The following is a 19,560-nucleotide window of genomic DNA, read 5'->3' as shown; positions in this document are numbered from 1 at the left end:
GATTACAGAATGCGCAAAGAAAATGGACAATGCCGATCCAGAGTTGGAATTTGACACTGTCCCAGTTAGCCATTCATTTTGAGGGGCGTCTTGATAAAGTGATAACGCTATAATGATTTTAACGTGACACAGAATTCTGAACACTCTCGGAAATAATCTGAAAATGATATTACATTCATATCAACCAACTTGATTTATTCGTACTTTCCATTACTAAGAATATAAAAAATTCACCACACTATTCAGGAATAGTATTTACCTGATCGATAGCAACACAGAATTGCTCATCGACTTTAACCAGTATTCCTGTAGCAATAATTTCGCTGCCACTCTTAAGTAAAACCTCAGATTGAACAAAATTCGTCAAAGATTTTATTTGACCATTTTGAAGATGAGTTAACTCATCAAGTGTCATGGTACAGTTGGCCACAACAACATCTATATTTATCCGCATACATTATTACCTTTCAGCAAATGATATTACCGCTCTGCGGATATCTCGGATTTCTTCCTGAGCTGATGTCAGTTCTGTCATCATATTTTTGAAATCTTGCTGCAAGCTATCCAAATCAACCTGGGCAGTATCACAATATGCTGTCATGGTCGCATTAATTGACTGCAACATATCGTAGTTCACGGAATTTTTACCATCTAGTATATCAATGATACCATTTCCACCAAGGGTATCTTTGATAATAACGTCGATAGTGTTTAAATGATACGCACTGTTATTATACAAGCTAATTGTTTTTTCTGTTTTTGTTGGATCTAAGTATTGAATATTTGAACTCATCACTTGTCCCCACAGACGATTTATTTCTGCAATCGCTTTTGATTTCTCTGATATTTCTTTCGCTAAACTCTCTGCTTTATCAGTTTGATTTCTTATATATTGCGAAAGCATTAAATCAATTAAATCAAGCGGATCTTTACGGGATTCATGAGCTTGTTTGAAAGAGTCATTAATAGTCTTTTTATCCAACACAGTAACCGTATTATCTATGATTTTTCGGCGTTCCGAAAGCAAGTCTAAATTTAATAAAAATTGCATATCATTTGTAGGATAGGCTCTATTAGTAGAATTATTTAGTATTGTCATCATATATTTTCCTATTATTTATGAATGAAATAAATTTTCTTTTTTCTTTCCTTTTTAAAAACAACCCTCTCTGCGGAAATTGAATCTATCACCCCCAAGTCTGGCACATTACTTCCTTCCCAATAACTTACTTTCTCATCATAGATATATCCTCCACCTTGAGTTGAGTGAAATACTGAGTAGGGGAAATTTTGCGAATCAATAACCTGGCTCTCATCCTGATCCGATTCCAAAAGAGATAGCTCAGAAGTATATCGCATCGACTTCAACAATTGACCTGCTTTGGCGAGGTCATTAACTTGCCAGGCGTCACCTTTACGTGTAAAAGCTATTCCATGCTCACCAAATAATCGCATAATTTGCATTTCTTTTTCTGGAAAATCCACACTAATTCGACTGTGATCTTCTTTTTCTATTATCTGATGTAATAGCGGTTTACCACTATGAGAAAAAACCTCAACGTTTAAATGTGCAATCTGCGAGTAAGAACTATCTGAAACAACCTTTGTGTTGCGGCTCCAAGAGCTTGGGAGATTACTCTTTATTTTTTGATCAAAAACATATAGCTTTCCATCTTTTATGTACCCATGCTCCACTTTACTGAAATACTCACCAATACGTTGTTCCTGATAATTTTGTACAAAAAACAATATACATAATAGTATAGCAATACTGAACAAAAATACTATAGTTGCCGATATACCGTAACATTGAAAATAGAAACGTTTAAGTTTAGGATCACGTTCTCCCTCGGTAAAAACAAAAAAACTTAATCCATAAATTGAATAGATAACATTATCATGTAGCTTTACAGGTTTTGCTTTCCATCCATTTAAGTAAATACCATTTTCTTCAACCGTTATAACCAACGCTATATCCGCCGAGAGATATTCCGCTACGCTTAAGGAATTGCCCCCTGTGATTTTACTGGCACCAGTTAATGATATAGTTGATTCAATAGGTAATGTTAATCCACTTAAATGTCCTTCTGTAAACTCAATTAACCACATTACACAAATGTCTCTCTTATCAAATCTCTAGAAACCCTAACTGTTTCGCTAATATAGTCATGTAACTGATTAATATGCGAGGGTACAGAGCAGCTTCTAACCAAAAAATAATCGGATTCATTTATAATCATGATATATCCATCTAATATTAGATTAAAATCACCATTTAGTTTTAGTGCCTTTACAGGATCCAAACGTGCTTGTCTTAGATTAATCAATAAAATGAGATGATCAGAAAGCCCTACTCTAGAGCCATCTTCAATTCTACATTCTATTTCATCATACATTCCCACTAAGGCCTGATGGTTATCAAAATTAGCGCAAGGTATTTTCACTGAGTTAATGAAATCACGCATTAAAAAGGCAAACTTTCTATTATTCATGGGGCTAACTTAACCTCAATCGTAAACCGTCGCTGCAGTGTACGTTCGAACACAGTGTTCTCACTGTTTTCCACGCTACCTCTGATCAAAATTGGCATATTCTTTAACCCTTTATCAATTAAATATCGACGAACGAATTTAGCTCTGTCACTGGCTACTTTTTTATTAGTTTCATAATATCCTGAGGAGTCTGCTATACCGTAAATCGTGATTTCAGTAACAGCTTAGATGACAGCTCATTTATTATAGAATGATTATATTATTTAGCCATTATCCGTGATCTCTGAACGGTTTACTGGGAATAAATCTGAAAAAATAAGACGAATTGATGCACCATCAGAATTTGCATTAAGAACACCTGAAGTATTTTCGCCCCCCTTATGGCTAAACTGAACTGCGATGTCAGAGCGCCCACGCCATCTTTTATCAGTAAAAATATCAACATTTTTTTTGGATTCGAACTTGCCATCTGTAAAATAAGACTTATCACAATCGGATATCTCATAGAATCCATATGAATTAAGATTTGCCACATAAAACTTAGAGGGTTTAAATGACTCTTTAACTTCAACACAGGCTCTTTGATAGGGGGAGCCATCTATGTATTTTGGTGGTTGCCTCACCCAAAAATACAAATTATCAACATCATCTACATGTGTATAAACCAAGTTGTAAATATCTTGTTTCCAATCCATATCTAATAAGATATGACTATCTTTAATTTGATTACTACATCCGCTTAAACTCAGTAGCGAAAATAAAATAAATACACTTCTAACTTTTAGCAAAGCTTTTTTTCCTGTTTAATGTAACAATAATCAATGCAACATCGCGGTAGAACTCCTTGGGGATAACACTCCTTCCATTCTTCATTTTATGAGAGATTTTTCGGGCTAATTTGATGTCCTCAATAATTGGTATTCCTAACGATTCAAAATAGCACCTCATATCCAATGCCATATCATTGGTGTAAATGCTTAACACAATAGGAACATGATCAATATTTTGCTCGAAACAGATTGGCACCAAAATATGTGTGGGGTTTGCTATTGCAAATGTAGGTCGCCGACCCGTGGTCATCGATTCATTAACTAATTCACGCATTCTACTGCGTCTTTCCATTTTTATCAGCGGCGAACCTTCAGTATCTTTCATTTCATTCTTCATCTCAGTCATAGTCATACGATTTTTTTTAAGGAATTTATAGTGTTCAAACAAATAGTCTATTACCCCTACACAAATACCATATACAGCCATTAAAAGAGATGAAGCACCTATATAATATAATAAATCATAAACAAAAAATGATGGATTACTTACTTTATGCAGTTTGTTTAATTCAATACTATAAGTATCAAATACATATTTAAGCAGAAGTATCAAAAATAAAAGTTCAAGTACTTTTCTAAATGAACTGGATATAGCATTTAATCCCAATGCATTCTTAAAACCAGTGATAGGATTAAGCTTGTCAAATTTAAACCCCAACCCTTTCTGATTAAGAACAAACCGATTAATAATACCAAGGTGAATAATAAAAAAAACAAATTTCGTTATAATAAAACAAGCAGAAAAAACAATAAAAGAACTAAGGATCTGTTCAAAAATAGTTAACAGACTTGCTCGATATGCAAATTCAAACCAATAATTAAAATCGCTGAATACTAATAAGATAAAGTATGAAATTACAATATAAAATAGAGCAATAGAGAAAGTAGGTTCTGCCAAATCCGTTTTTGGAAACTGACCTTTCTTTCTTAGGTCTCGCATTTTTTTTGCCGTTGGCGGGTATTTTTTTGGTTCTGATGACTCCATTATTTTGCTCTATTACTATAAGTTTATCTTTAGCATTTCAGGATTTTTAATAAGTTCTGATTGCGTAATATCATTATAACTACAGACAGCTAGTGTAGAGATAATTTGATACATAAATGACTGAACAAAATTTATATCAGTATCGTTCACTAACACCACTGGTTTAACACCATTTTTTTCTGTTAACCTAAAAATCTCACTTCGTAAAGACTGCCTAATCGACATCAATGTATCTATATCTTCTTCTTCACCACTAACAAAAGACTCTATCACTTCGGTAAGTTCAGCAGGTAATAACACCCCAAAAATCTCTCCCTTAGAATTTACTAAGCGAGACGTTATTTCATAACGGGCCTGCGTACGTATCCTCATGAGCCAATTTTTAGGTTCACTTTCTAATCTTGACCAATAGATCAATGACTCAAAGAAACTAACACAGTCCAAATAAAACTCTGGACAATTGATCATCTGTTTAAGAACATCATGTACGCGATTAATGCCAATAGCAGAATCAATTTCCTTTTTCATCACCTCACTTTTTTCAGATAATTTGTCAATGATATTACTGGTAAACTGAATATTGTATTTTTCAATCATTCTCTTACGCAAGAAAAAGTTCACAATGGTAGTTAAATTATCGGTTATGTCTGCCGAATGAATGAATATCTCATCCCCCATAATTTCCTCCATTCCAGCAACCTTCTTCTGTGAAAAAGAATATAATTTAATTCCTAATATGCTAACCTCAATATCACTATCCAAATTAGGATTAATTACCACACAAGGCTTTCCTAATTCTTGTCCCCATAACGATGTCTCAATCTTGGACACACCAGTATAAATAACATGCTGATGCTTATTATCTTTAAGACTGATAGATAGAGATTCGTACAATCCCCTCCCCTCCCCCACTGTTACTTTAACAACGGACCTGGATTGTCCACGCCATAAATAAAACGAGGCAGCTAGACATGCCAAAGCGATTGGTACACAGACATATGTCAAGTCTGCATTGAATCCCCCAAAGAACATCATAAATACGCCGATGAGTGCCAGACTTTTCCAAAAAACACCAACTTGGTTAATTATTTGTCCAAGAAAAGAGCTCGACTCTTCATCTATTCCTTTAATTCTCGTCAGATATACACCGCAGGCTACAGATAACAGTAAACTCGGAATTTGAGAAACTAAGCCATCACCAATTGTTAATATCGAGAAACGTTGAACACTATCAGATAGAGAAAGATCAAATTGATTAATCCCTACATAAATACCACCAAACAAATTTACAAGGCTGATCAATATTCCAGCAATAGCATCGCCTTTAATAAATTTCATCGCGCCTTCTAATGAACCAAATAACTTATTCTCTGTGCTCAACTCTGCGCGCAATCTTTGCGCCTGCTCCCCTGTGATCATGTTATTTTTGAGATCACCATCAATCGTCATTTGACGTCCTGGCAAAGCATCAAGAGAGAATCGAGCACCAACTTCAGCAACCCTTTCGCCTCCCTTGGTCACAACCATAAACTGGACAATAGTGATTATTACAAAAATAATTAAACCAGAGAGTAGACCAGCTCCCATCACAAAATTACCGACAATTTCTATAACACTACCTACTTCCTCATTCGCCAATATATTTCTGGTTGTCGCTATAGATAATAACAATCGAAACGTTGTTAGCAATAATACAACTGTCGGTAGAAAAGTCACTCTTAACGGCTTATCATTCTCCAGCATGATAACCAAAAGCATTACTGAAACGATAAAACTTAATAAAACAAATATATCAATAATGAATCCCGGAAGTGGTACAAGGATAACTGTCGGTAACATTAAGGCGATAACAACGCTACCAGGTTTTACCCAACCTGAAAAATTCCTGATACGATTAATCATGAGATTTGTGGTCTAAACAAGATTTTAGTTCTAATAATAATTCTTGAGTATTGACAGTTACCATTCCATCTTCGTTTTCAATAGTTAACGTGACCCCTTCATCGTCGTAAGACTTGACAACAACCAGGGATCTTTTGACATCATTTAATTCAGCATGAAGAGCATCAGTTAAATAGCCAATCAAATTCTCAGATTGATTCATACTCAACAGTTTTTTGCAAATAGATATTTCAGCTCTATTTCTAACATCATCAATGACCTCATTAATTCTTACTTCTTGTGCATCAATAGACGATTCTAACTGAATGTCAGCTTTTTCAAACCATTCCTGTTTAGAAGTTGCTAACTGATGAATATAAGATTCCTGTAGATATTTGACCTGTGCATTAAGTTGCGCTTCCTTATCTTCTATAATTTGGATGGTCTGCTGTTCGATAATTTTCTGATATTTATGAACCTGACCTTCAATAGCCATTAATAACGCCTTGGCGTTACTATACTTTCTTACACATGATTTTTTAATCACACCAGATTGGTGGTTCCCATTAAATATAAGTTTAGGAATCACTTTATATGATGACTCTATTTCAATAAACAAAACATTATCCGTTCATTATTTGTGGAGTATTACAATAGATTCATAGTAAAACCTGAGCAACCCATTCACACAATAGAAACAAAGTGATATATTTTGAGCAGGATAGATATAAGATATCAACTGCTTGAATAAGCAAGCTTATTCAGGTTAATTTTCGCTACTGCGACTATTCTAGTTTTATCGTCAGATCTATGCAAAAAACGTAGATTTGTTTTATTTTCTATCCCAAGGTTATCTTGCTGTGATAACACCGTTTTTTTTAATGCCTCAATATCTAATAACTGATGCTCCACTCCCTTTGTGTAGGGGCTACTGCGTTCAGCTGCTGTAGCCTGCCCAGTTGCCTGAGTTTCTGCATCGTGATTTTCAGCGTTAATATTTTTCATAGCACCAGAGTTATCATTATCGCTCCGTCCCAACATTGGCCCTTGGCTAGTTCTAACACCACTAAGCACATTTACTGTAGGCCAGTCCGGAGCAAAATCAGCTTCAGATTGTAAAACTTCGCTGTTATGCCTTACACCCGCAGTATGATTATCACCCCGCCCCGACGTTGCACCCTGTGTGGTTTTAATCGCTGGGGAGATTTCCACTTTGGGCCATTGCTTCGCTTCAGCGGGAGTACTCATTGTTTTCAGCGTAGGTTTTAACGACTCTGGCAGAGTTAAACTATTATCTTTCTCTATATGGTGAGGTACTATTCTTCCAATATACACTGTCATCTCATTATCAAGATGAGCAATTTGTTCTAATACCGGCTGCTGCTCTAAAAAATTCGTGATAACTTCTGATTCAGGTAATTGACTAAATTTGCTCATAAAATCAAATTGATCTATTTCCTCTTCCGTCTCACGACATTCAATAACTGAAATATTGCCAAATTTTTCTATTACATCCGCTATAGATGCCGCAGGTTCACTATTTTCATCTTCGGTATTAACTTGTTCATCAATTGCATCTTGAATAATACGATCGGACTTTTCCCCTACGTTTTTTGGAATGTCTCTGTCTAATTCTTTAGAGTGATCAATATATGAATTATCAGGTTGTGGATATTGAACACCATGAGTATGGGGAAGAGCATTCCCATCGATAGGATGAGATTCTAGCTCGCTTGGCTGATTCGATGATTTATTTTTATCGATTATTTCTTCTTTAGTATCATCCAGAAAAAATTTAGAGCCACCGTACATCGCCAACGCAGAAGAATTTCCGAACAACACCACAAATGCGGTTGGTAATAAACTGATGCCTCCAGTGAATGGGGCTAAAACAATGCCAATAAGTGAAGCAAGACTTAAGGTAACAATATGGCCCACTGCTTTTTTATCGTTACTTATTGAATTAGAGCTTATTTCTTTCTTTTCTTTTAAATCTTTACTCCCTCTATTTTTGTCTGACGTATATTTATCAAAAAGTAGAGTTTTATCACTACTTAGGCTGGTTGGTGATTCATCATTTTTAAATAAAGAGTGTTCGATGTTGCTAGTAGCGTGAAACATCGAATCTTGCGCCTCAAGCTTTATAAGTTCAGATTCAGAGTTAACGGATGAATCTGTACCAGAATAGTTAATGGCATTTACCGATATCGTAGCATTATTTATTGATGGCATAGTTAAAATCTCATAATATTCAAAACGTGCGTAACCATACTTTTCATCATTTTCTCATCATAATTCACTTCATCTAATGCAAGAGATAAATATCCATCGACACGGATCATCAAACTATTAAATACAGAATCAATTTTTGTTAACTCTTCAATAACCTCTTCCATATTAAGGATATGAACCAACTGAAAGAATGGAAAAATAGGAATGAATAAAAAATCGGTGCAAAAGTTAAAAACATGCGTTTCATTGCTCTCCAAACGAGACAGAAAACGCTCAACACAATCATTTTTCATTTATTTATCAGATAGTAATAAAAGATCTTCATCACTCAAATCAATAATGTCTTGGGTATCTAGCAACACCTCAGAAACAATTATATCAAATGACACTCTCAGCGAACCTTGCCAATTACATTTTCGGCCACGTAGATACTCAGGTTCAATGTTTAGCTGTTGAACATCACATAAAAATGAATAGCAAGCATCATGCAATTGAACCGTCCCCCTGATCAAAGGTGGTAAGCTAACCTGTTCACTAACAGTAATAGGTCGCATAAATTTTAAACCATAATTTCCCATGCTATGAGTAAAAACATACTCAATATAAAGTGGTTCTAACAGCTTAATATCAACTTTAAGCATACGCTTTATTTCAGAGTAAGAAACATAGAATATTCCATTTAATCCAACATTATCTATTTGCAGAATAAACAAGTCGTTATCTAAAGAAATGGGGTCATTCAACCCATTGAAATTAATACGCAACTGATTATTATAAAAACTTTTACCTGCAACAGGATTGAATTTATTACAAAAAAAACCATCTATTTCTATTAAAGGTAGGAGAAGCACTTTATTTATCATCTAAACCCTCCTCTGATTTCCAGAAAGTAAAGCTAATACATTTTTAGACATAGAAAAATCGCCTTCATCCACCCATTCCATAAAAACCTCTGGCGTTTTATTAATAAAATTAAATAAAAAATTATAAACCTCCATAGAAGATTTATCTCTGAAATCTTCGGACTGAACCAGGTTTAAAATAAATGAAATATTGTGAAATTTACTCTCAAAAATCCCTTCGATAATTATCGATTTGACTATTTCATTTGAACAATGACGAAGCAAAGAATACCATGCAATAATGGCACCTTTATCAATAAATGACTCAGGCTTAGATAAGCTATTCCAACTCAACCGTTCTGCTTGACTCCTAAGCATTTCATAGGGATCAAAAACATAATTCATTGTACTAAAATGCTTGTTTTTTTTGGTCTTTAATATTTTATTCACCATATCTCCTTGGTTTCAGTTTTACTTTATGCTGTTCGTGACTTCGGCATATATCTAATAGCGCCATCAATTCTGTGATTATGTTATCCTTAGTCATTAGTTTTTTAATAAGCATTGCATCTACCTCAAGTAAATAATCCGAAGTCACGGCTACTTTGTCAAAATAACCATTCAGTGCCTGAAAAACCTCTTTAGGATATAAATAAGAAGAGTGGTATACCGATTGAATAACAAAGAGATTGACATCATCCAGTGCTTCTGGCGCAGGCAATTGATTACAGTAGCCATGCCAATCGCTGATCGCTCGAAGAAATTGCCCATGGAGGTGTCTGGCAAAATTTTGTTGATTTCTACCTGCTGTTTGCACAGACCTAATTCTGAAAACCCTTGGCCGCTTTTGGTCTAGTCTCCCAGCAGATTTAATATCCCTAACTCGTCGTAACCGCGAGCTTTTTTCGCGTAACTTCTTTGCAGACTCAGCAGGTGAAACGCGTTGAACATTTCTTGGCTGTATGAAAGAAATTTGAGGTATAAGCATGTACTAATAATGCGAGCGACAAACGCTCGCACCTCCTCAATTAACGGTTAGTCACAAGTGAAGTTCCCTGAATGGCTTCTTTCATCTTGAGTAATTGCATTAACTCATTACCCAAACTATCAATGAACTGTGTCATATGCTCGTCATATTTCTGTTTGAGTTCTTTTGTTGATTGCGTCTCATCTTGGCGTCTGACTTTATCAGCATTTTGGATTTCGTTAATATCGCCAACCATTTTCCTGGACATATCAGCCATCTGGGAAACTGTATTATATTTAGCGGTACGTTGCTGCTGTAGCGATGCAGTGAAATTATTCAGCTCTTGTGGGGAAAGATTAGCCACTTTAGCCCCACTACCACCGCCTAGCTTCGACAAATGCTTATCTTCTAGTGGCTTACACTGACCTGTTCGAAATGCAGATACCGTCTGTATCCCCATAGAAACCACAGAAGAAGCCAAGTTAATACCAAACTTAAGCTGAGCAGAATCTTTTTTATCCACAGCCAGCATTTTTGCCAGATCCGCAGTAGCCATCGCCTCATCGATTCGATTAGATAATAGCTGCGAGCGCAATTTTTGCGATGATTCAATGATCATATTTAAAAGGCTCATTAACTGGCTCATGCTGACGGTTCCTAACTCAGCCTGTTTGTTTAAGGTCACCGTTTGCTGCTTAGTTACCGTTAGGCCCTCGATACTGGCCTGTAATGTCTTATTTTCTGATACAGAGTTCTGCGGCTCGTCAAACATAGATACAGTGACGGGTAAATTACTCATTTGTATTGTCGTCATAACATTCGCTTTCCTATTTACAAATGGATACTAAGCATGTTTTTATTAAATTGACGTTCATCATTTTTAATACTGAAAAGCGCTTCAAACGATTTAGTCACGGCCTGCATTGCAGTATTTAGCAAAACTTGCAATTGCTGAAAACGTGTTTCTAATTCTTCCTGATTAGCTTTGGAAATATCAAGATCCTTAGTTATTGATGCAGAATTGATAGCATAACCAGTACTAACTACGGAAGTGATATCAGATGAAACAGATGTCGCCTGGCCAATTCTTGCTGCCGTTAATTGGCCTCCTTTTGAAAATTCTTGAATTTTCGAAATTAAAGGCTCCAGCAACTTTAATGCTTTATTAATAATACTATGAGTTTTTTGTGAAATAGTGCTAAATGCCTTGAAAGATTTGAGGGCGGTTATGGTTTTCTCAACAACACTGGCAATTTTAGTCGCCGCACTAGCGGCAACTTTACTTGCAGCAGCCATTATATTCCCCGGATTAAAGCTCAGTACTGCGCCCACAACGGCAATGATGACTTGCAGTGAGATATCTATCCATTTGCGGATTTTCTCATCCACACCACAAGCTTCAAGGATCTTACTCACAACTTTGGGTATTACCATAGCTGCTACCATGGTTGCTATCATCACCGCTGCCATAACTGGATTAAATGGAGCCATAATGATAGCGGCAACAAACCCAAGAGCCATACCAAGTTTACTCCAAAAACTTTTCTTTTTTTCAGCTGCAGCCTGTTTTTCAAGTTGCTCCATTCGCTCATTTAATTGAGCTATTTGTGCATCTTTCAGCGTTGCAATCAGCATTTTTTTTGCTTCTGAATTTTCTTTCGCCGTGCCAGACATCCCATTGGCTAATATCTTTGCAGCCTCGGTTAGCATTCGCCATAAGTCATTTTCGGAGATAGCACTGCCAGGAAGAGGTTGTCCTGGAGAAGTAGTAGGTTGTAAACTTTTTTTCTCAGTGTTTTGCAACTCAGGCTGTTGCTCTTCATTTTCTGCTGTACGGATATAATCCGTATTAGAAATAATACCGATACTAATCATTTAATTTCCATTATCGCTAGATAAATAGAGTCCTAGCTCAGTTAAAAGATATAAAGATCTCTGATATTGAGAATGACTCTGAAGGTATAAATACAGGTCAAATATTACGTGCTATTGCTAGCCGCTCATCATTACATATCTGAACCCAATATTTTAGCGTTTGCTGAATCATTTTAATCTGATCGCCAATACGGTTAATTTCCTCTAGTTCTTCTTTGGTTAATTCTCTAGCCGGATAGAATTTATATAACGCTGTCAGGTCATCCATATCAATCCCTATACCCAACCAGTCGAGACGCCCATCAGGCAACATTCGCCATTGATTATTTGGATCAGAAACAAGCACTTCTAATGCAGGACTGAAATACTTACCTCCTTCTATTCCGAATTCGATTAAAATAAATTTATCCAGCTCAGCTAAATTTGCTGTTAGGACTAAGTTAATCTGTTCCTGAGTCATGCTTTGTTTATTAAGCAAAGAACTTAAGATAAACAATCTAGTCATAGGGCTAATTTCTTCCGCCCTAATTCCAACCCCAGGTTGAATCCACCATCCCGTATCGTCATTCCATCCATTGATGATTTGATCGGACAACGCCTTTTTGCCCCCCGCGGAATCAAGCGTTAACAGAATCTCGCCAAGAAATGAATCTTTAGGGATATTGCCTTGACTTTTCATTCCGTCATAAAGTGTAGCCGTAGCCTTAGCAAGTACCTCTGCAGTATAACCTTCATGGACACCATGACTGCCACTGCCCGTACTTTCAAGAATATGGCTAATACCTTCTTTACTTGATTTATACCAATCTTCAAGCCCATATTCCTGTGCATTGCAGACAGCTTCAAGAATTGCCAGCTGGAATAAATCTTCTAATCTCGTGGGCTTTACTCCGCCATCCTGAATACCTTTCAGCATGACCATTAAACTGGATCTAAACATATCTACACCACCATTAGTCCAGCCATAGATTTGTTCTAGTCTTTTACCATAAATACCGATACTATCTTCTAATATTTTCGCTATAGCTTGCTCGGAATTGACACCTAACATAGCTAATACAACCTGTTTTTGTTGCATGCTTATCATAGCCAAGGTTGATGCAGATAAATTGCTATCGTTTTCTTTCGTATTTAAAGCTTGGTCAATATTTTCAAGCCATTCTCTCGAATGGCTAATAATTAGAATTTCATTCTTTATCTGCTGTTTTTGTGGTAAATAAATAGCATCTTTTTTTAATTGCTCAGATTCAGTTGACACTCTGCTAAACGGTGACAAAGCATTTATCATAATACTAATTACCTCTTTTCATCTAAATATACGGACTGAGTTGTTGTTTTAAAAACTGGTAGCGTTGGTAATAAAAACCACTCAAGTTATTATTTTTTACAATCATTAACACTATGCTGGATTTCGTATATTCTTTTAATTTATAGTGACATAAAGAAATGTTAATAAATACTTCATCCAAATCACAGGTAGGATAAGTTTTCATTACATTAAGTATATCTAAACTTTTTTTGAAATCATTTTTTTCCAAATAAATCGCCGCCAGACATCCAGGACCTCTATGATCATAAGGGCAGAGAGCAGAGTAAGAGATAAATATTGCCTCAGCTTCTTTTAACTGCATTGAAGAATAAAATCTAACACCCAAACTGTATATTGATTTAAGTTGAGTTATTGTGATTTTTTTTGATTTAGACAATGCATCTAGCTCCTCTCTTATATGATCTCCATTAAGCTGGCTCAAGAAACATTCGAAATCGTCATTTTCATCTTTTATAATTGGTTTGTTATTCATATAAATTAGTTACTTTATCGTTTGTGCAATAGATTAATAAAAATGGGTTGTAAATATTCAGGATGTTCAACTTTAATTTGTTCGTTGGATAAATCGACCCTGAGTCGCAGGGCATAGACTATTGCCAACCTACGATCAATAGCACTCAATAAAAAAAGACCTAATTGTAATGATGTATACCCATTAGGAATTTCTTTAAAAAAAGCAGCATCAGACCATAAATAATGAATTTGCAGCAATTTATTCCTGTAAGTCAACAAATTTAGCTTATCTTCATTTAACTTTGCTCTCTGATATTTGGTTATCAGTGACATTATTTCAATCGCCTGAGTAACCCTTGCCTTAGAGTAAGAGAACCCTGTAGTTATTTCTTCATCAGTGAGAGTAGTCAATACGCTAAATATTTCCTCATCTATAAAACCATTTTTCAGATGATGATGCAGAAATTTATTATAATACCTTTTAGCTTTATTCATCTGCGATCGTCTGCACCAAATATTCAACAGTGAGTGTATCTTTCTCTGAAATAATTCCTTTCAAAAATTTCTCTATGCTATTTTTAGTAACAGAATCTATCTCATTCAAACTAATAAGGAGAACGGAAACCCTTTTGTTCTCAGCACCTGAAACCATCACATTTGATCGTAAAACATCTGGTATAACATTTAATTTATTATATATCTCACGGCCCTCGAGTAGATTACCTTTAATGGTTTCCAATTTGCTTAAGCTAGCGAACTTCGATTCAAGTAAATCATTAAGATCCTCCACTTCAAAGTAAAAATTATACTTTGACAGTAAGGTTCTTGCTTGCATAACTTGGGATGTCTCTACATGCACTGAATATCCATTTTTTGTAAAGACCAATTCAGCATTAATCTTAGTTCGACTTAATAGAACTAAAACTTTATTAGCAATATCAGCCGACTCAAAAGTAGCTACAGAAATACTTTTGCTATCTTGGCATCCCGTAAGTAGAAAAGCAGTAAGTGCGAAGATAATGCCTCGATAATTAATCATTATTGTGCTTTCATAACATCGTTGATCGCTGATACCGATTTAGAGGCAATTTTTGTTACTATTTCCTGATGCATCGTAAACTTAAACATCGCCTGTTGAAGTGAGAGTGTATCGATCACAGTAATATTACCTCCTTTAGAATTAACATCATTCAAAACCTCCATAATTTCTTTGAAACCTTCACCAATATTATTGACAGTATTTTCTAGTATTGAAACTTGGCTATTTTCAATACCAGTAACTGCGAAATCATTCATTTTACCTACGTCCTTAAATACATTTTTCCAAACATAAATTTAGCAGTATGCGGGAATTTGAAAAGTGAAATTTCCAGAATTAATATAGATATTTACACGATTAAGTCTAAATCACTTTAAGTATTATTCGATTATATAAAAAGGTAAGGAAAAACATAAGTTATTCAAAAATAGATTTTTGGTAGTCCCCCGAACAAGCACTTTATCCATAAGTGCAATTTTTATCGTAATCAAATTCGAGAATATTTTTATGAAAAAAACAGACGTATTGACACTCAAATCATGGTAATTATGAAACAGGCTGAATCCGGAACACCTACCTCTGAACTCTATCAGAAGTACGGTATTTAACAGAAAGGTGGTGTTGTGTCACTCAGGACCTCGGTTGACATTTGATCTTACATACCCAATTTAGTTTTTAGCACTTCGTAAGGTGTTTTTCCACCATGTGCTGAATGGGGGCGATGACAGTTATAAAATGCCTCCCATTCCGCTAGTTTTTCATGGAGGTCGATATCATCCGTATAATCGATAAGCTGATAAAATTCCTGTTTGTCGGTCAGATGAGAACGTTCTACTTTTCCATTTAATCTTGGTGTCGCTGGTTTGATATAAACATGCTCCATACCTAACTCATGCACATGCCAGTTAAATTTCGCCTGGAACTCATGACCATTGTCTGTCCTGATGGTTTTTATTCGGAAAGGAAATTTATTCACAACGTAATCAATAAAATTAATCGCATTGGCTTGATTATGCCGCTCATAAATTTTTAAGGCTCGTATCCGGGTCGCATCATCAATTGCGGTATATTGAAAACGCTTAATCCGTTGACCATTAGGATTATTAAAAAACAAGAACTTAACATCAACCTGCACATGATGCCCAGGAACCTGTTTCTCATAGCGTTTGAACAACGGCTTAGAGCGTTGTCGTTGATTTTGTGGGAGTTGATTTAGTCTGTTTCGAAGAAGCACGTAATAACAGCCAGAGCGCGATACCTTGATATTATGAAACCGTAACAAGTACCACGATATTCTCTGAGGTCCAAAATGATAAGTTGTGCGCAAGTAAATAATTTGCTCCTCAATGTGCTTTGCCACACGTCGAGTAGGATTTTCTGGGCAAGGTTTATGATTGATTAACCCTTGTTCTCCATAGCGCTCATAGGCTTTTTTCCATGTGTAATAAGTTTGCCTGCTAATACTAAAATGTCGGCAGGTTTTTGCGACATTTTTGGTGTTATTTGCATAGTTTAAGACTTTTGTTTTGTGCGTTATATCTCGCTTTGCTTTAGCATTCATCATATCCAGACCTCCTCCTATAGTTAGAAAACACTAACTGTCCACCGAGGTCCAGACTTTCATACTTCTCAATTGATGATGGCAGGTCACTGCCTATATAATTCTTTCAAAGTAAGTTCCTATTTTTAATAGCGAAAGTATACCTATCGTTATTACAGATGATAATAAAGAAGAAAAAATTGAGACATACACTAACGTTAAGTTCGTAGTACAATTTCTTCCCCAGAAAGAAAGTGTCAATTTATCATCTAAACCATCAGGAATGGTATCTAGTTTTCCACTCTGGTCACTAGCGGTTTCTCTATACACACCACCCAATAAATTTTCTTTGAAACTCCAATTATCCGGTCCCTCTGTAAAAATAAATAGGTATCCCTCTTTCGGTACAGTTTTTATCTCACAATTCAAGCTATCGAATGTTGACAGTAATTTTCGAAGATTTGAAACAGCTTTAGTTAGCGATGTTTCATTAACAATCAGCTTTCCCCACACAGCATCATGAATCTGCCCCTTAGTGATGACTTCATTGGGATTATTACAAAAAAGCTCCATGAGGCTCGCCTCACGGCTACCCAAGATTACTTCTTTATCTGCCGAGGAAATATTACATTTAAGATTATTAAAAATCACATTTTTGCCAATAATATAGTCTTTCAATTTAGAATTGCCTCTCAAATCTGCTTCAGATTTACACCCCATCATACTTATTTAAAACCTGATTATGTATTGCAGCTAACCAGGAATAAGTAAAATAGACAGAACATTTCTCAACTCGTAATTTAAGCTTTATTTTGATAAAAGTGCATCAAACACCACTTGATTCGTCTGCCACTATAGTCAACTATCGAGACAACAAAAGAAAGTTATGCCAAAAAAAATATAACATATAGTTTTTTATTTAAAAAAAATGTAAAAAACAGATTAAAATAACAAAAAGGTCCAGAAGCCGACTCTTTCATAGTAATTCTCTCTGCTGTAAACCAATCAGATCGCCATTTCTAATTATTTTCCTAAAAAAATTTAAACGCTAATAAATGCTAGTTTGAGGGTTGGAAAACTGTATTAATGATGAGATCAATATTTAGCGAGGGTTTAATCCATAGAATCAAATATGTGATAGTAGGTTTTTCATACAATAAATTGCTTGAGAGGATTTAATTATAAGCTATCACCGCAGCTCTTCACGCACAAATATAATACTAGCGATGGTACGTTTGACTAATAGTACCAAATCTTCGTTATCTAGTAAGATCGATATTAACACCCAGTTTACACAACTTTTTACACATGCGGCAACTGCTGTAAGTAACATCCATTTCAGGATGAGTATGTTTAGCCGCCGCAGCCAACGTTGAAAACCCAATATTCATGGCTACGGCAGCATATAGAATATAATAGTGGTACTGAGGAATATTTAGGTTTAATTCACTAGTACGTTTTTTACATCCTATATCGTTAATATTGCTAACAAGAGGTTTGATCTTACTGAGAAACCAGCCAAATTCTATTACTGACAGATAGCATTATTTAATATAAATTTATCTATACATTAGAATACATCAGTAACTAGAACCGTTAAATATCAACTATTAATAAGTTCAGAAAGTTTATTAAATGACACCATTGTGTCTAAAAGATTATCCTCCAAGTTTTTATCTTTGCGATCAAGGTAGACCAAGGAAATAAATTTATCTTTATTTACATTCATAATAAATTCATTATTTTTTATGAAAAACTCTATTATTTCAGATGACTTAATTTTTATGGTTCTGATATCTTTAATTGGTATTTCGACAAATATTAGCAATAAATCTTCATTCTCAGATGTTATATATATGTCTGCACCTCCCTCTAGCTCGATACACACAGGTTCATTCCCATTGAGTCGCGACAACATGATTGCATCTAAACCCAACTTATTAATTAATGTTTGTGAAATAATAGTTCGAAAGTTTTTCAACATTTTTTCCTCAACCACATTATATTATTGATAATATTTATAGAACATGAAACAACGATTGAAATTGTTCATAAATATCTTTCCCTACATTGGTCAGAAGAACAAAAAGAACAATCAACTTTGCAGTTAATGGTAATCCTGGATCTTGGACACTAAATATTGTTTGTAATAATCCGACAGCTACTCCAGTAATAACAAAGCAAATAGAAAATATGAAAATTCCATCTTTCAATATACTCAAGCACAGTGCGGTAACATCAAGAGCGCTCATCCTCTCACTCCTTATCGAACGATATAATATCGCCGTTCAACTTAAATATATAGTGAAAACCTTTGAAAAAAACACGATAATTGCGAGCCGTACGGTTATGGTAAAGTATACCTGCAAGTGAATTGCTCGTATTCATCGGAAAGTATTTTCTCGCTACTTTCATAAAAATAGTTGTTGAAGTAGAATGCTCATTAACGTCAAAAATAAAATTACTCAACTGAAGTGGGTTAAGTTTGAACATACTTCTCTCCACATTTACAGTAATTGAATTATATATATTGATTATTTTTTCACTATAACCCTGCCATTCCCTACCGCCTACTAATCGGTATTTATTGAATGGGAACAATAATATTGTATCCATATCGTCACCCAAGGAAATAAGGCGGGATAACAATAGAACTGAGTCTGATTTTCTTATGGTAAAATGCTCAGAATTGATTTCACTTAAATTGTAATTCACAGGTACTTCGGACTTAATTTCATCCTTTATTGAAAGATCTCTAATAATATTATTTAACTTGGATCTATCAATAATCTCTTGCATAGAAAATTCACTTCTAGCTTTCACTTTAACACTTTCATTACCAATTACTATGCCCGAGTCAAAACATAAAGATGAAGAGTGTAATGCAGAACAAAACATAACGTCATTCAAATCTACTCTTTTCATTCTTTTCTTTTTATATTTTTTTATCGATGAAATATCTCTGACTACTTTAACTATTTTTTTAACTTTCATTTCTTCATTTATTAGATCATTAAACTCATCATCGCCACTTTCTGAATTAGCAGATGTAGGTTCAATCATACTTGCTGGTTCTATTTTCATTACAAACCTC

General features: G+C 35.0%; 26 protein-coding genes. All 26 read right to left on the bottom strand.

Annotated features, from left to right (window positions below; translation table 11 throughout):
• Positions 1–238: 238 nt before the first annotated feature.
• The 26 genes from Q2T71_RS23240 to Q2T71_RS23115 all read right to left on the bottom strand — a co-directional run bounded on the left by Q2T71_RS23240 (position 239) and on the right by Q2T71_RS23115 (position 19,550).
• Entirely contained in the window at positions 239–454 is a 216-nt protein-coding gene (locus Q2T71_RS23240) for a FliM/FliN family flagellar motor switch protein (RefSeq protein ID WP_075339325.1), read from the bottom strand.
• Between the two features lie 6 nt (positions 455–460).
• Positions 461–1,102 carry a hypothetical protein gene (locus Q2T71_RS23235; RefSeq protein WP_139336789.1) on the bottom strand — a complete coding sequence of 214 codons (642 nt, stop codon included), beginning with the start codon at positions 1,100–1,102 and terminating at the stop codon, positions 461–463.
• Positions 1,103–1,113: 11 nt separating this feature from the next.
• The gene (locus tag Q2T71_RS23230) at positions 1,114–2,109 is read right to left on the bottom strand and encodes a hypothetical protein (RefSeq protein WP_219646609.1); all 996 of its coding nucleotides are present in this window, start codon (positions 2,107–2,109) and stop codon (positions 1,114–1,116) included.
• Entirely contained in the window at positions 2,109–2,492 is a 384-nt protein-coding gene (locus tag Q2T71_RS23225; RefSeq protein ID WP_246584605.1) for a hypothetical protein, read from the bottom strand. The genes Q2T71_RS23230 and Q2T71_RS23225 overlap by 1 nt, the downstream gene beginning before the upstream one ends.
• The gene (locus tag Q2T71_RS23220) at positions 2,489–2,698 is read right to left on the bottom strand and encodes an OmpA family protein (RefSeq protein WP_372560730.1); all 210 of its coding nucleotides are present in this window, start codon (positions 2,696–2,698) and stop codon (positions 2,489–2,491) included. Before Q2T71_RS23220 ends, Q2T71_RS23225 begins: the two co-directional genes overlap by 4 nt.
• Before the next feature lie 57 nt (positions 2,699–2,755).
• Complete coding sequence (locus Q2T71_RS23215) at positions 2,756–3,280, bottom strand: hypothetical protein (RefSeq protein ID WP_219646610.1); 525 nt, start codon at positions 3,278–3,280, stop codon at positions 2,756–2,758.
• Positions 3,267–4,307 (bottom strand): EscU/YscU/HrcU family type III secretion system export apparatus switch protein, encoded by a 1,041-nt coding sequence (locus Q2T71_RS23210; protein ID WP_219646611.1) that lies wholly within the window; start codon positions 4,305–4,307, stop codon positions 3,267–3,269. The genes Q2T71_RS23215 and Q2T71_RS23210 overlap by 14 nt, the downstream gene beginning before the upstream one ends.
• A gap of 15 nt (positions 4,308–4,322) precedes the next feature.
• Entirely contained in the window at positions 4,323–6,209 is a 1,887-nt protein-coding gene (locus Q2T71_RS23205) for an FHIPEP family type III secretion protein (protein WP_219646612.1), read from the bottom strand.
• Positions 6,202–6,807: a hypothetical protein gene (locus Q2T71_RS23200; RefSeq protein WP_219648072.1), complete on the bottom strand. Its 606-nt coding sequence runs from the start codon at positions 6,805–6,807 to the stop codon at positions 6,202–6,204. Before Q2T71_RS23200 ends, Q2T71_RS23205 begins: the two co-directional genes overlap by 8 nt.
• 116 nt (positions 6,808–6,923) lie before the next feature.
• Positions 6,924–8,420, bottom strand: coding sequence for a hypothetical protein (locus tag Q2T71_RS23195; RefSeq protein WP_372560728.1), 1,497 nt, complete (start codon positions 8,418–8,420; stop codon positions 6,924–6,926).
• A 2-nt stretch (positions 8,421–8,422) separates the two neighbouring features.
• Positions 8,423–8,713, bottom strand: coding sequence for a hypothetical protein (locus tag Q2T71_RS23190; RefSeq protein ID WP_219646615.1), 291 nt, complete (start codon positions 8,711–8,713; stop codon positions 8,423–8,425).
• The gene (locus tag Q2T71_RS23185) at positions 8,714–9,283 is read right to left on the bottom strand and encodes a hypothetical protein (protein ID WP_372560727.1); all 570 of its coding nucleotides are present in this window, start codon (positions 9,281–9,283) and stop codon (positions 8,714–8,716) included.
• A complete protein-coding gene (locus Q2T71_RS23180) occupies positions 9,284–9,715 on the bottom strand; it encodes a hypothetical protein (protein WP_246585521.1) in 432 nt (143 codons plus the stop codon).
• On the bottom strand, positions 9,705–10,079 hold the full coding sequence (locus Q2T71_RS23175; RefSeq protein ID WP_246108379.1) for a hypothetical protein: 375 nt from the start codon (positions 10,077–10,079) through the stop codon (positions 9,705–9,707). Before Q2T71_RS23175 ends, Q2T71_RS23180 begins: the two co-directional genes overlap by 11 nt.
• Before the next feature lie 211 nt (positions 10,080–10,290).
• Positions 10,291–11,043 carry a type III secretion system protein gene (locus Q2T71_RS23170; protein WP_145511311.1) on the bottom strand — a complete coding sequence of 251 codons (753 nt, stop codon included), beginning with the start codon at positions 11,041–11,043 and terminating at the stop codon, positions 10,291–10,293.
• A gap of 17 nt (positions 11,044–11,060) precedes the next feature.
• Complete coding sequence (locus tag Q2T71_RS23165; protein WP_145511312.1) at positions 11,061–12,104, bottom strand: VspD; 1,044 nt, start codon at positions 12,102–12,104, stop codon at positions 11,061–11,063.
• Positions 12,105–12,201: 97 nt separating this feature from the next.
• Complete coding sequence (locus tag Q2T71_RS23160; protein ID WP_145511313.1) at positions 12,202–13,392, bottom strand: hypothetical protein; 1,191 nt, start codon at positions 13,390–13,392, stop codon at positions 12,202–12,204.
• A 22-nt stretch (positions 13,393–13,414) separates the two neighbouring features.
• On the bottom strand, positions 13,415–13,906 hold the full coding sequence (locus Q2T71_RS23155; protein WP_372560726.1) for a regulator: 492 nt from the start codon (positions 13,904–13,906) through the stop codon (positions 13,415–13,417).
• 14 nt (positions 13,907–13,920) lie between these two features.
• Positions 13,921–14,382: a hypothetical protein gene (locus Q2T71_RS23150; RefSeq protein ID WP_145511315.1), complete on the bottom strand. Its 462-nt coding sequence runs from the start codon at positions 14,380–14,382 to the stop codon at positions 13,921–13,923.
• Positions 14,375–14,926, bottom strand: a complete 552-nt coding sequence (locus tag Q2T71_RS23145) for a type III secretion protein (protein WP_219646619.1) — start codon at positions 14,924–14,926, stop codon at positions 14,375–14,377. The genes Q2T71_RS23150 and Q2T71_RS23145 overlap by 8 nt, the downstream gene beginning before the upstream one ends.
• Positions 14,926–15,183, bottom strand: coding sequence for an EscI/YscI/HrpB family type III secretion system inner rod protein (locus Q2T71_RS23140; protein WP_145510740.1), 258 nt, complete (start codon positions 15,181–15,183; stop codon positions 14,926–14,928). The genes Q2T71_RS23145 and Q2T71_RS23140 overlap by 1 nt, the downstream gene beginning before the upstream one ends.
• Positions 15,184–15,581: 398 nt before the next feature.
• A complete protein-coding gene (locus tag Q2T71_RS23135; protein ID WP_372560725.1) occupies positions 15,582–16,490 on the bottom strand; it encodes an IS481 family transposase in 909 nt (302 codons plus the stop codon).
• A 90-nt stretch (positions 16,491–16,580) separates the two neighbouring features.
• The gene (locus Q2T71_RS23130) at positions 16,581–17,189 is read right to left on the bottom strand and encodes a winged helix-turn-helix domain-containing protein (protein WP_246584607.1); all 609 of its coding nucleotides are present in this window, start codon (positions 17,187–17,189) and stop codon (positions 16,581–16,583) included.
• An 880-nt stretch (positions 17,190–18,069) separates the two neighbouring features.
• Positions 18,070–18,450, bottom strand: coding sequence for a hypothetical protein (locus Q2T71_RS23125; protein WP_246584608.1), 381 nt, complete (start codon positions 18,448–18,450; stop codon positions 18,070–18,072).
• A 34-nt stretch (positions 18,451–18,484) separates the two neighbouring features.
• Positions 18,485–18,718 carry a flagellar biosynthetic protein FliQ gene (locus tag Q2T71_RS23120; protein WP_075339308.1) on the bottom strand — a complete coding sequence of 78 codons (234 nt, stop codon included), beginning with the start codon at positions 18,716–18,718 and terminating at the stop codon, positions 18,485–18,487.
• Positions 18,719–18,722: 4 nt separating this feature from the next.
• Positions 18,723–19,550: a hypothetical protein gene (locus tag Q2T71_RS23115; RefSeq protein ID WP_219646621.1), complete on the bottom strand. Its 828-nt coding sequence runs from the start codon at positions 19,548–19,550 to the stop codon at positions 18,723–18,725.
• Between the last annotated feature and the right edge of the window lie 10 nt (positions 19,551–19,560).

The organism is Yersinia sp. 1652 StPb PI (assembly GCF_041538345.1).
Taxonomy (GTDB): Bacteria; Pseudomonadota; Gammaproteobacteria; order Enterobacterales; family Enterobacteriaceae; genus Yersinia; species Yersinia enterocolitica_E.
Note: the sequence above shows the minus strand (reverse complement) of the source record. Positions and strands in the feature narration are given on the sequence as shown.